This window comes from Roseovarius halophilus (ex Wu et al. 2025), assembly GCF_047086965.1.
In genome coordinates, this window is the sequence record NZ_JBKOTX010000025.1 from 17323 (window position 1) to 29791 (window position 12469).

At 64.5% G+C, this 12469-nt stretch carries 10 protein-coding genes and 3 pseudogenes; 5 read left to right on the forward strand and 8 right to left on the reverse strand.

Annotated elements, in window-relative coordinates; translation table 11 throughout:
- Positions 1-98 precede the first annotated feature (98 nt).
- The 3 genes from ACH107_RS07335 to pcaF are packed head-to-tail and all read left to right on the forward strand — an operon-like array spanning position 99 to position 2682.
- Positions 99-806 (forward strand): 3-oxoacid CoA-transferase subunit A, encoded by a 708-nt coding sequence (locus tag ACH107_RS07335; protein ID WP_412505274.1) that lies wholly within the window; start codon positions 99-101, stop codon positions 804-806.
- Complete coding sequence (locus ACH107_RS07340; protein ID WP_412505275.1) at positions 803-1492, forward strand: 3-oxoacid CoA-transferase subunit B; 690 nt, start codon at positions 803-805, stop codon at positions 1490-1492. The genes ACH107_RS07335 and ACH107_RS07340 overlap by 4 nt, the downstream gene beginning before the upstream one ends.
- The gene (gene pcaF, locus ACH107_RS07345) at positions 1489-2682 is read left to right on the forward strand and encodes a 3-oxoadipyl-CoA thiolase (RefSeq protein WP_412505276.1); all 1194 of its coding nucleotides are present in this window, start codon (positions 1489-1491) and stop codon (positions 2680-2682) included. The genes ACH107_RS07340 and pcaF overlap by 4 nt, the downstream gene beginning before the upstream one ends.
- Positions 2683-2722: 40 nt before the next feature.
- Here the strand turns inward: pcaF and ACH107_RS07350 are convergent.
- A pseudogene (locus tag ACH107_RS07350) lies at positions 2723-3252 on the reverse strand (alpha/beta fold hydrolase); the annotation flags it as partial.
- A 627-nt stretch (positions 3253-3879) separates the two neighbouring features.
- Between ACH107_RS07350 and istB the strand changes: the two are divergent.
- Positions 3880-4599: pseudogene (gene istB / locus ACH107_RS07355) on the forward strand (IS21-like element helper ATPase IstB).
- Positions 4600-4765: 166 nt separating this feature from the next.
- Here the strand turns inward: istB and ACH107_RS07360 are convergent.
- The 7 genes and pseudogenes from ACH107_RS07360 to ACH107_RS07390 form a co-directional block, all read right to left on the reverse strand.
- Positions 4766-5236: pseudogene (locus tag ACH107_RS07360) on the reverse strand (IS5 family transposase); the annotation flags it as partial.
- Between the two features lie 127 nt (positions 5237-5363).
- Positions 5364-6383: a DNA polymerase III subunit delta gene (gene holA / locus ACH107_RS07365; protein ID WP_310703096.1), complete on the reverse strand. Its 1020-nt coding sequence runs from the start codon at positions 6381-6383 to the stop codon at positions 5364-5366.
- Complete coding sequence (lptE, locus tag ACH107_RS07370) at positions 6380-6877, reverse strand: LPS assembly lipoprotein LptE (RefSeq protein ID WP_412505277.1); 498 nt, start codon at positions 6875-6877, stop codon at positions 6380-6382. Before lptE ends, holA begins: the two co-directional genes overlap by 4 nt.
- A complete protein-coding gene (gene leuS, locus ACH107_RS07375) occupies positions 6864-9434 on the reverse strand; it encodes a leucine--tRNA ligase (RefSeq protein ID WP_412505278.1) in 2571 nt (856 codons plus the stop codon). The genes lptE and leuS overlap by 14 nt, the downstream gene beginning before the upstream one ends.
- A gap of 71 nt (positions 9435-9505) precedes the next feature.
- Positions 9506-9991 carry a DUF3576 domain-containing protein gene (locus ACH107_RS07380; RefSeq protein WP_310692226.1) on the reverse strand — a complete coding sequence of 162 codons (486 nt, stop codon included), beginning with the start codon at positions 9989-9991 and terminating at the stop codon, positions 9506-9508.
- Positions 9992-10088: 97 nt separating this feature from the next.
- Positions 10089-10232, reverse strand: a complete 144-nt coding sequence (locus tag ACH107_RS07385; protein ID WP_412505279.1) for a hypothetical protein — start codon at positions 10230-10232, stop codon at positions 10089-10091.
- A 109-nt stretch (positions 10233-10341) separates the two neighbouring features.
- Positions 10342-11490, reverse strand: coding sequence for a porin (locus tag ACH107_RS07390; RefSeq protein ID WP_412505292.1), 1149 nt, complete (start codon positions 11488-11490; stop codon positions 10342-10344).
- A 24-nt stretch (positions 11491-11514) separates the two neighbouring features.
- Between ACH107_RS07390 and ACH107_RS07395 the strand changes: the two genes are divergently transcribed.
- Entirely contained in the window at positions 11515-12465 is a 951-nt protein-coding gene (locus tag ACH107_RS07395; protein ID WP_412505280.1) for a tyrosine-type recombinase/integrase, read from the forward strand.
- Positions 12466-12469: the final 4 nt, after the last annotated feature.

The following is a 12469-nucleotide window of genomic DNA, read 5'->3' on the forward strand; positions in this document are numbered from 1 at the left end:
AATGAATTCACCATGTTAACAAAAGTCAATATGTGAACAAAATGACTAGCCCGCTCGCATGGCCTGCCCTACCTCGGGTGGCAGAGGAGGACTTGGACATGGACAAAACCATCCAGACCGCTGCCGAGGCGGTGGCCGCGATCCCTGACGGGGCGACGGTGATGATCGGCGGGTTCGGCGGCTCCGGCGCGCCCATCGAACTGATCCACGCGCTGATCGACGAGGGGGCGAAGCACCTCACCGTGGTGAACAACAACGCGGGCAACGGCCACGTCGGCCTCGCAGCCCTGATCGAACAGGGGCGAGTCGACAAGCTAATCTGTTCCTTCCCGCGTTCCGCCGACCCCAGCGTTTTTGTCGAGACCTACAAGGCCGGCAAGATCGAGCTCGAAATCGTGCCGCAGGGCACGCTGGCCGAACGCATCCGCGCGGGTGGCGCGGGCATCCCGGCGTTCTACACCCCGACCGCCTTCGGCACCGAAGTGGCCGAGGGCAAGCCCATCGAAGAGTTCGAGGGCCGCTCCTACGTGCAGGAACGCTGGCTCAAGGCGGATTACGCGCTCATCAAGGGCGAGCTGGGCGATCCGCACGGCAACCTGACCTATCGGATGGCCGCGCGGAACTTCAACCCGATCATGGCGACCGCCGCGAGCACCACCATCGCGCAGGTCTCGCGCCTCGTCCCCTTGGGGGGCATCGACCCCGAGCACGTCATCACGCCGGGTATTTTCGTGAGCGGCGTAGTCGAGATCGCGAACCCCGCGCAGGAAGAAGACCTCAACCGGGCGGAGGCCGTTTACCCATGATCGACATCACCGACATCAAACTGTCCAACGCCCAGATCGCATGGCGCACGGCGCAGGACATCGAAGACGGCGCTTACGTGAACCTCGGGATCGGTTTTCCCGAAATGGTTGCGCGGTTCCAGCCCGAGGGCAAACAGGCGATCTTTCAAACCGAGAACGGCGTGCTCGACTTCGGCAAGGCGCCGGAGCTGGGGGATGAGGACTGGGATCTCATCAATGCCGGGAAAAAGGCGATTACGCTGAAGCCGGGGACGAGCTTTTTCCACCATGCCGAAAGCTTCGCGATGGTGCGGGGCGGGCATCTGGACCTTGCCGTGCTAGGCGCCTACCAGATCGCGCGGAATGGTGACCTCGCTAACTGGTCGACCGGCAAGGGCGGCATCCCGGCCGTGGGCGGCGCGATGGACCTCGTACAATCCGCCAAGCGCATCGCGGTGGTGATGGATCATGTGACCAAGAAGGGTGATCCCAAACTGGTCGAGACCTGCACCATGCCGCTGACCGGCGTGGGCTGTGTCACGCGGATCTATTCCTCGCTCGCCGTCATCGACGTCGAAAATGGGCTCTTCGTGCTGCGCGAAAAAATCCCGGCGATCTCGCTGGACGACCTGCAATCCCTGACCGGCTCGACCCTCCACACAGATGGCCCGGTCGCCGACCTGATTTGCCCGGAGGAGCTGGCATGACCGACGTTTACATCTGCGACTACATTCGCACCCCCATTGGCCGTTTCGGCGGCAGCCTCGCCTCGGTGCGGGCTGACGACCTTGGCGCGATCCCGATCAAGGCACTGATGGCGCGCAACGACATCGACTGGGCCGCGATGGACGAGGTCTATTACGGCTGTGCCAACCAGGCGGGCGAGGACAACCGCAACGTCGCGCGCATGGCGGCGCTACTTGCAGGCCTGCCCGAAAGCGTGCCGGGTACGACGATGAACCGGCTTTGTGGGTCGGGCATGGACGCGATCATCACCGCGGCGCGTGCGATCCGAGCGGGCGAGATCGAAATGGCCATCGCGGGCGGCGTCGAAAGCATGAGCCGCGCGCCCTTCGTCATGCCGAAAGCGGAGGCAGCGTTTTCGCGCGCGAACACGGTCTATGACACGACTATCGGCTGGCGCTTCGTGAACCCGGTGATGAAGGCGCAGTACGGCGTCGACTCCATGCCGGAGACCGCCGAGAACGTGGCCGAGGATTTTGCCATCGCCCGAGCCGATCAGGACGCCTTCGCGCTCATGTCGCAGAACAAGGCCGCCGCCGCGCAGGAGAACGGGCGGCTGGCGCAGGAGATCACGCCGGTCACGATTCCGCAGCGCAAGGGCGATGCGTTCGTGGTCGACAAGGACGAGCATCCGCGCGCCACCACCATTGAGGTGCTCGAGAAGCTCAAGACCTTCGTCAAGGCCGACGGAACCGTGACGGCGGGCAATGCCTCGGGCGTCAACGATGGGGCTGCGGCGCTGATCGTGGCGTCGGATGCAGCGGTCAAGGCGCACGGTCTCACCCCTCTCGCCCGCTTTCTAGGTGGCGCGACCGCCGGTGTCGCCCCGCGCATCATGGGGTTCGGCCCCGCGCCCGCTTCCAAGAAACTGATGGCGCGGCTGGGTCTGACCACCGACGATTTCGCGAGTATTGAGCTCAACGAAGCCTTCGCCTCGCAAGGGCTCGCCACGTTGCGCGACCTGGGCATCGCGGATGACGACCCGCGCGTGAACCCCAACGGTGGGGCCATCGCTCTGGGCCATCCCCTCGGCATGTCCGGCGCGCGCATCTCGGGCACCGCGATCCACGACATGAAGGCGGGCGAGAAAAGCCTCGCGACCATGTGCATCGGGGTCGGTCAGGGCATCGCCATCGTGCTGGAGCGCGTCTGACACACGGCCGGGCCGGGGGGCTGACCCCCGGCTCGCGCGCTTACGGCATCTTCGCGAGGCCCTCGACGAAGAACGGGCGGAACGCCTCGGGGTGTTCGCTCATCGGGAAATGCCCGACCTCGTCCATCACCGACAGCGTGGCCCCCGCGACTTGATCCGCCGTGCGCTTGGCGTCCTCCGGCGTGTAGGTGAAATCGTAAGCCCCCACGATGAAATGCGCGGGCGTCTTTGCGGTGTCGATGCGGCCAAGCTGCCCCACGAGGCTGTCGTCCTGCGTGTAGAAACTCAGATCGCCCCGAAAGACGCCCGGCCCCGACTGCATGAACATCCACAGCGTATTGGCGCGTTCGGCGGCGGGGGCGTAGGGTTAATATTGGTCGACACCAGCGCCGCCCCCATCTCGCCGCCATGCGCGTCTGGCCGGTGGAACCAGTCGATATCGTACCACGCGGGCTGAAAATCGCTCGCCTCGATGGCGAGGAAGCTCGAGAAGGCGTCGGGGTGATGCACGGCGAGTTACAGCGCGATCTGCCCACCCATGACCTGCCCCCATAAAACTGGGCCATTCATTCGGAGAGTTTGTTCGCCGCGCAGCGGATCGAAGGGTTCGGGAGACCGTGCGAATGAGGGCGAAGCGCCGATCACCGTCTACTTCGATCTCGCCGAAGCCGTGCCGCCAGCGCTGCGCAACCTCTATGGTATCGCAGACGGGTGAGGGTGCTCTGCATGGTCATTGATTGAGGTTACCGGCAGCTTTGGGTCGGGCGGGTCTTATAGGCTGACCACGTTTCGCAGTTCAGCATCGCCGCTACCTGCGTTTAGCGGGCACCTCGATTTTTGAGGCTTCTGGGTCTGATTTGGCCGCAGTAGCGTGTTGACGGCGCTTGGATGGCGTGGACGTTTTGAGGTTTACAGCGCGGCGTCCCACTGCGGCGGTGGCTGGAGCGCCGGCTTCTCGGGCCGATGGCCTGATCGGCCCGTCTGCGCGCCGCTTCGTCACGCCGGGCAAACCAGCGCGCAGGTCAGGCCGCAAATCTGGAGAAACCGGGGATGAAAGGCACCGAGCCGTGATTGCCCCGGGGGGCATACCGCCAAACAGCTACTTCCCTCCCGCTTCACGCCAAACGCACCGCTGCGCGACCAAGAAAATAGTCAAAAATCGAGGTGCCCGTCCAGTTCCTGGCGCGCCTGGTGGAAATGGAGATGCCCGGCGGCGTGCGCCGCCAATTCCTGTATCGCGCGCCTTTGGCGCGACCGTGAACGGCGGATGGTCGAGCGCCGCAGTTCAAGCTGGTCCGCGCCAGCGGATCAAATGGTCCGGGGGACCATTTGAAGGCGCAGAACGCGGCGAAGTTCCCGGCCGCCAAGAGCCTCGACAGCTTCGACTTCAAGGCAATCCCGAAGCTCAACAAGATGCAGGTGCTGGAACTTGCCCGCTGCGAATGGATCGAGCGGCGCGAGAATGTCATCGCCCTCGGGCCAAGCGGCACCGGCAAGACGCATGTCGCTCTGGGCCTTGGCCTGGCCGCCTGTCAGAAGGGGCTGCCCGTCCGCTTCATCACCGCCGCCACGCTCGTCAGCGAGCTGATGGAAGCCCGCGATGAGCGCCGCCTGCTGCGGCTGCAAAAGCAACTGGCCAACGTCAAGCTGCTGATCATTGATGAACTGGGCTTCGTGCCGCTCTCCAAGACCGGGGCAGAACTGCTCTTCGAGCTGATCTCGCAGCGCTACGAGCGCGGCGCCACAATGATCACCAGCAACCTGCCATTCGACGAATGGACGGAAACCTTCGGCACCGAGCGTCTGACCGGTGCCCTACTCGACAGACTGACGCACCACGTCAACATCCTCGAGATGAACGGCGAGAGCTGTCGCCTCGCGCAGAGCCGCGCGCGAAAGTCCACCGACACCGCCTGAGACGACCCTCGCTGGCTTGGCCCTGACGGGCCAAGGCGGCCAGTCAACCGACAGCTATATGGGGAGCGCGGCTGACTGGCCGCCGCCACGTGGCGCGCGTCGTGCCCAAAATCAAAAGTGGCCGGATTTTGCGCCGCCCAATGGCCGGATTTTACTCCGCCGTTGACACAGCGAGCAGATTTCCCTGCGTATCCGTCACGATATGGCGTTTGCGACCCTTGATCCTCTTGCCGGCGTCGAAGCCTCGGGGACCGCCACTTTCGGTGGTTTTCACGGACTGGCTGTCGATGATGCCCGCCGTGGGCTCGGCCGCGCGGCCGTCCACCAACCGGGCCGCAGACGCCAGAGCGTCGTTCATCAGATCCAGCGTCCCGCTGTTGCGCAGCATGTAGAAGTAATACTGGACCGTCGTGAACGGCGGGAAGTCCTTCGGCAGCATGGCCCACTGGCATCCCGTCGCCGCCATGTACTGGATCGCGTCCCAGACGGCCCGGAGGTCGGTCGTGCGCGGACGTCCGACCTTGCTCCGCGCCGGCATGAAAGGCGCGACCACCGCCCACTCCTCGTCCGTGCTGTCGGTTGCGTCGCGGAGGCCCTCGCGGGCATAGTTTCTGCGGGTGATTTCGGTCCAGGGCATCGTGTTCTCCAAGGTGTCGCAACCCGAGAGAATCATAACCGGCTGAAATCACTCAACTTGGTTTTCGGTTGGGCTCTAACAGTGTGTCAATGGCGGTGGGGCGATGGCTCGGCCAGGTGCGGCGGGCCTACCGGCCCAGCATGGCCAGGCGGATCAGGGCGCGTTCCATCAGGGCCTGCGCGGGGGCATGGCTGCTGGACCGCAGGCGCAGGTCGGTGTCGGTCAGGTAGGTCAGGGCCTGTTCCAGCCGCGTGCGGCCCCATTTGCCCGCCTGGCGCGCCATGCGGTCTCGCCGGGGGCCATGGATCGGGGGGCGCAGCCGCGCGATGCCCGCCGCAGGGCCGCCGGGGTCCGATGCGGCGGCGTGGAGGCTGCGGAAATGCCGTGTCGTGCCGATGCACAGGCCCACCGGGTTGCTGCCCTGGGCATACAGACGGCTCAGCACCGGGCCGATCTCGCCCACGCGCGACTCGGCCACGATATGCAGCAGGTCGTCGAGTTCGGCCTCGCTCGAGCGCGGCGCACAGAGGTCCAGGTCCTCGACCGTGACGGGCGTGGCATCCCCGAGCTTGTAGAGCCCCAGTTTCTGCAGGGTCTGGCGGAAATCGCCCGGGTCCAGTGCGCGCGACAGGTCGGTGATCGCGGCCATGACATCGCCGGGGACCCGGGCCAGCCCGGCTTCGGCCAGGATGCCCTCGATCTCGGCCCGGTCGGGCGGGTCGTCATAGATCCCGACCGCGTAGGCCTGCTTGTGTCCCTCGAAAAGCTTGCGCAGGGTCGAGCGCGCAGTGAGCGCCCCGGCCGTGACGATGACCTGCGCATCCCCGGGCGCCCAGTCAGCCAGGGCCGGCTCGATGGCCTTGGCGGTGCCGTCGGTGGCCTCTTCGACAAAGGCGACGCGCGGGCCCGGAAAGAAGCCCTGCGCCTTGATGGCGTCGTGCAGCAGGGCGGCATCCTTGCGCAACTCGGCACCGCTGATCCGGGTCAGGCGCATTTCGGCCTCGGCCTCGGGGCCGACGAGGGCCGCGATGACCTCTTGCCGCCGGGTCGCCACGCGCATCGCGTCCGCGCCGTAGATCAGAAGCCCCGCGGCCTCGGGGTCGGGCTTGCGGCAGTAGCGGGCGGCGTCGCGCGGGATCAGCTTCATGGCAGGTCTTGCGCGGCGAAGATCAGGTCCGTGACGATCTGGTCGGCCAGGGCCACCGCCAGCCGGTCGCGGGCGTCGTTCTGGGCCTCTTGCGTTGCCACGGTGTTGCCGAAGGCGGAATAGGCGGTGAAGGTCCGCACCTCGCCGCTGGCAAGCGGTGTCTCGGTCTCCAGGTCGTAGGCGGCGTAAAGCGCCCAGGTCGCGTGGCCCTGTAGGTTGTAGCGGTTGATGTTTTGGTCCGAGGAAATGACCAGCGCGACTTCCCCGGTCTCGATATCGACGCGCAGCAGGTAATCGCCGCGCTCGACGCGGCCCAGGCGGTCTTCCAGCCGGGCGCGCAGGCGGAAGCCTTCGGGCGTGTCCGGTGCGCGATAGGCAACCCGGCCGCGCAGGGCGGTGGCTGCCCCCGCCGGACCATGGACCGGCGTGAAGCCGCAGGCTGCCAGTGGCAGCCCGGCAAGGACAGTCAGCGCATGGCGTCTAGATAACCACATTCACGATCCGGCCCGGCACGACGATCAGTTTCCTGGGCTGCCCGCCATCGAGCGCCCGTTGCACAGCGTCCTCTGCCAGGGCGCGCTTTTCAACCTCTTCCTTGGGCAGGTCCTTTGGCACCTCGATCTCGGCGCGGCGCTTGCCGTTGATCTGGATCGGCATGGTGACTGTGTCCTCGACCAGAAGCGATTCGTCGGCGACGGGCCAGGGCCGATCGGCGATCAGGCCGGCGCCGCCCAGCATCGCCCAGATTTCCTCGGACAGGTGCGGGGTCATGGGTGACATGAGCTGCGCCAGAACCTCGGCCGCCTGCCGCCGGGCCTCGGCCCCGGCTTTGGATTTCTGCAGCACGTTGGTGAAGGCGTAAAGCTTGGCGATGGAGGCGTTGAACCCGAAGGAGTCGATGCCCTGGGTCACGTCGAAGATGGTCTTGTGCATTTCCTTGAGCAGGGCGTCGTCGTCGGCGTTGGCCGGGGTATCGGCCTGCGCGATGTCGCTGGCGATGCGGTGGACGCGGGCCAGGTGCCGGTTGGCGGCCTCGGCCCCGCTGGCCGTCCATTCCACGTCACGCTCGGGCGGGCTGTCGGACAGCACGAACCAACGCGCGGTATCGGCGCCGTAGGTGGCGATGATGGTCATCGGGTCCACGACGTTGTTCTTGGATTTCGACATTTTGGCCGAGGGAATGATCTGAACCTCGGTGCCGTCCTTCAGAAATCCCTTGCCGTCGCGCAGATCCACGTCCGCCGGGTAGTGATAGACGGGCCGGCCGTCCGCATCGCGGGTCTGGAAGATCGCATGCGTCACCATCCCTTGGGTGAACAGGGCGTTGAAGGGTTCGCGGCTCTTCTCCGGCAGGTGGCCGGTGATGTGCATCGCCCGCGCGAAGAACCGCGAATAGAGCAGGTGCAGGATCGCGTGTTCGATGCCGCCGATATACTGGTCGACGTTCATCCAGTAGTCGGCCTCGTCCATGTCGGTGGGCGTGTCCGCCTGCGGCGCGGTGAAGCGGGCGAAATACCAGCTGCTGTCGACGAAGGTGTCCATCGTGTCGGTCTCGCGCCGGGCCGGCGCGCCGCAGGCGGGGCAGGGGCAGTCGCGCCATGACGGGTGACGGTCCAGCGGGTTGCCGGGCACGGAAAAGTCGATGGGCGTGCCGTCCTCGTCGTAGGGCAGTTCGATGGGCAGGTTCTCTTTCTTCTCGGGCACCACGCCGCAGGCGTCGCAATGGACCACCGGGATCGGGCAGCCCCAGTAGCGTTGCCGCGACAGGCCCCAGTCGCGCAGGCGGAACTGCGTCACGCCTTGGCCGACGCCCTTGCTTTCGCAGACCGCGATGGCGGCCTCGACGGCCTCTTCGCCGGTGGCGTCCTGCGCCCAGCCGAAGCTGCGCACCCAGTGCACCTTGTCGGTCTTGGCGGGCACGAAGGCCTCGGCCAGCTCCTCGGAACTGTCGGCGTCGGGCAGGAAGGTCGGGATAATCGGCAGGCCGTACTTGGTGGCGAAGTCGAAGTCGCGCTGGTCATGGGCGGGGCAGCCGAAGATGGCGCCGGTGCCATAGTCCATCAGGATGAAATTGGCGATGTAGACCGGCAATTCCCAAGCGGTGTCGAAGGGATGCCGCACCGTCAGGCCGGTGTCGAAGCCCAGCTTCTCGGCCTTTTCCAGCGCTTCCTCGGTGGTGCCGCCCTGGCGGGCCTGCTTGCAGAAGGCGGCGACCTCCGCGTTGTCGCGCTCAAGCTCTTTGGCCAGCGGGTGATCGGGCGAGATGCCGATGAAGGAGGCCCCCATCAGGGTATCAGGCCGCGTGGTATAGACCTCGACCCGGTCATGCGCGCCCCGCGGCTCGACCATGGAAAACCCGAATTGCAGGCCCCGCGACTTGCCGATCCAGTTCGATTGCATCAGCCGCACCTTGGCGGGCCAGTCATCGAGCGTGTCCAGCGCCTCCAGCAATTCCTCGGAAAAGTCGGAGATCTTGAAGAACCACTGCGTCAGCTCGCGCCGTTCCACCTCGGCGCCCGAGCGCCAGCCCTTGCCGTCGATCACCTGCTCATTGGCCAGAACGGTCTGGTCGACCGGGTCCCAGTTGACGGTGGCGTTCTTGCGCTCGATCAGCCCGGCCTGAAGGAAGTCCAGAAACAGTGCCTGCTGCTGGCCGTAATACGCTGGGTCGCAGGTGGCGAACATGCGCGACCAGTCCAGGCCAAAGCCCAGCGGCTTCATCTGGGCGACCATGTCGTCGATGTTGCCATAGGTCCAGTCGCGCGGATGCCCGCCGCTGGCCATGGCCGCGTTCTCGGCCGGCATCCCGAAGGCATCAAAGCCCATGGGATGAAGCACGTTGTGCCCGGTGGCCAGCTTGTAGCGCGCGATCACGTCGCCCATGGTGTAGTTGCGCACATGCCCGATGTGGATGCGCCCCGAGGGGTACGGGAACATTTCCAGCACGTAGTACTTGGGCTTGCCGTCCTCACGGCGGGCGGTGAAGGTGCCGGCGGCGTCCCATGCGGCCTGCCACTTGGCTTCGATCTCGGTGGGGCTGTAACGTGACATCTCGGGTCCTTGAAACGAAAGCGCCGGGCGAATTTACCCGGCGCGGTGTTAGCTTGTCTGCGGGCGCGGGTCTACAGGCCGCCGTCGCGGATGCGCAGCTGGCGCGCGCGCGACAGGATCGCATCCTCGACCGCGCGCACGGTGTCCTGCGCCGCCGGTCCCGCGCGGGTCTGGATCGCCAGGTTCAGCGCGCGGGCGTCCAGTGCCGGATCGCTGATGAAGACGGTGGCGCGATAGGCCCGGCCGCCGCCCGGCGGGGTGCCATAGCCGAAGTCGATCACGCCGGTGAAGGGGTCCACGCTTTCGACCGGCAGGAAGTCCAGCACCTCGAGCGAGGCCGCCCAGAGATAGCGGTTCACGGCCACATTTTCCGAGGCGCTGGCGCGCGCGGCCGGCCGGGTGGAAGGCGCGCCCCCGCCGGTGCCGATCCCCGACCCGATGCTGCCGAAGGGGCTGGACCCGATGGAGCCGATGCTGCCCGAGCCGCCGCACCCTGCAAGCAGGGCTAGGATGGCAAGGCTTGCCACGGCGGTCTTGATGCTGGATGTGCCGGTCACGTCGTCTGCCCCCCCCGAAAATCAGTGCTCCGACAATCTGTAGCCGAGGGGCACCACCCTCACAAGGCTCGGGTCGTGCGGGGCGGGCCATGGCGGATCAGCGGCCGACCATGTTGCCGGCGCTGCGCAGGTCTTCCGCCACGCCCTCGATCACGCGGCCGGTGCCGTCGAACAGGCCCTGTATCGTTCCGCAGCCGCTCAGGGTGACCGCGGCAAGTATCAGAAGGACAGTGGGTTTCATTGCTCAGCCTCAAAGCGGGTTTGTTTGGCGCGAGGGTACAAAAGCCCCGCACAAAAAGAAAGAGCAGCGCCGAAGCGCTGCTCTGACTTGGTGTTAAGTTCCAGTTCGATCAGAACTCGAAGGAAACTTCCACAGTGGTGCCGTGCTTGTATTCCTGCGGACCGATCTCGTCGTTGAGGTTGGGCGCCGTCGTGTCTTCGTCTTCGGCATAGGCCACCAGCAGCGCAGCGCCGCCACCCAGGTTGTATTCACCTGCAGCGTAGGCGCCGTCGGCATCAGAACCACCGGCGTAGACCACCAGGCCGTTGCCAACATCGTAGGAGGCATGCAGGCCGAAGTCTTCGTCGTTGCCGTCATGATAGAAGGCATCAACTGCCACCGGACCTTCGGAGTAGGCGATGGCGAAGCCGTAGTTGTCGTCAACTTCGGTCCCAGCAGCGTCGTCCTGCTGCGACACATAGAACAGGGTCGCAGTGACAGGGCCGAAGGGCATGGAGCCTTCAACGCCGAACGCGGTTTCGGGAATACCGCCTGTCCCCGAGTCGTTGTTGACGAAGGACGCAGTGATGTCAGCGCCGCTCAGCGTGGTGGAGCCGGACAGACCGAAGATCTCGCCGCCCACATTGTCGTCGTCTTGGTAGGCAACGGTGACACCGAATTGGCCCAGATCCGCAACAGCAGCGAACTGCATGTTGGTCAGATCGTCATCGTCAGTACCGCCGTTGGTGTCCACTACCGCATACGACAGCGAGCCGGTGACGTTGCCAAAGGTGTACTCGCCAACAAGCTGGCCCTCTTCAGTGGCATCGCCAAATTCGGCAAAGCCATCGTTGTCCATGTTGGTGACGCCGCTCCAATGACGATCAGCCGAAGGATCGGTGTCGCCAAAATCGAGGCTGGCAGTATCACTGCTCAGCGACACGACAAAGTCAGACGAGTCAACGGAGCCAAGGCTGCCGGTATCGTTGTTCGTGACCAGATCGACGTCCAGCGAGAAGCCAGCTGTGACACCGTTGTCCAGCGCGGTCGAAGCCGAAACGCCAAGGCCAGCGCCCCAGTACATGCCGTTGTCGATGTCGTCGTTGTAGCCCAGCTCAGCGTCACCAGTGACATTGAGGTCAGTATGTCCGTCAGCAGCGGCAGCGCCTGCGAAGGCGAAGACCGAAGCCGAAGCGAGAAGGATGCTAGGATGGTAGCAGGTGCGTATTTCATTGCTTTTGTCGATGTCGCACTCGTCCGCGCAGTCGTTTGACAGTATCGTTGTACTGCAAAGGAGACTGCAGTGCGATCACTTTCAAATCTGTTCGGCAAAGCCAGCGCAAGCACGGACACGCAGCTGAGCCTGCGCTTGAGTGAGTTCTTCGACGACAAGTATATGTCGTTTGCGAAGGCTACAAAGCGTAGGAGCGAGCTGGATCGCTATGTTTTTGACAAGCACATGCGCGCACAGCTGGGTCACAAAAAGCTGGGTGACATACGCAGTGAAGACATAGACCATTGGATTATGCAGCAGGTGGACGATGGATACAAACCTGCGACCGTCAACAAGCACAGCGCCATGTTAAACCGGATGCTTAACATAGCCATGCACTGGGGATACTTGGATCACAATGTGTTTAAGAACACAGCCATACGCAAACTGGCAGTTGGCGACCATGTGCAGCGCTTCCTTAATGATGCAGAGATCAAGCGCCTGCTGCATGCGTGCAAGCACAGCTCACACCCTTTCCTGTATCTTTTCGTCAAGCTGTTGCTGCTGACGGGAGCACGCAAAAGTGAGCTGAGATTGGCACGCTGGCAGGACATCGACACAGACACACAGGAACTGTTTGTAGCGGTCAGCAAAAGCGGGCGCAGCAGGACTGTGATGCTCAGCGAAGCGGCGCTCACAGTGCTGGTGCAAGTGCGGGCGAAGTCGGACGCGCTTGGCTTGCCCATAAGCAACGACGCATTCGTGTTCACCAACCCACGCACCTGCAAGCCCTATACCAGCTTCCATCTTGCCTTTTTTGAGGCGCGCAAGCAGGCAGGACTGGACAGCGTGCGCATACACGACCTGCGCCATACATACGCCAGCTTGCTGATCAACAACGGCGCGAGCATCTACGAAGTGCAGCAGCTGTTGGGGCACTATCACATTTCAATGACTGAGCGATATGCGCACCTGTTTCCCAGCACGCTGCAAGATCGTGTTGACATCATCGCAGGCAAGATCGACTTGGATCGTATTTGAGACC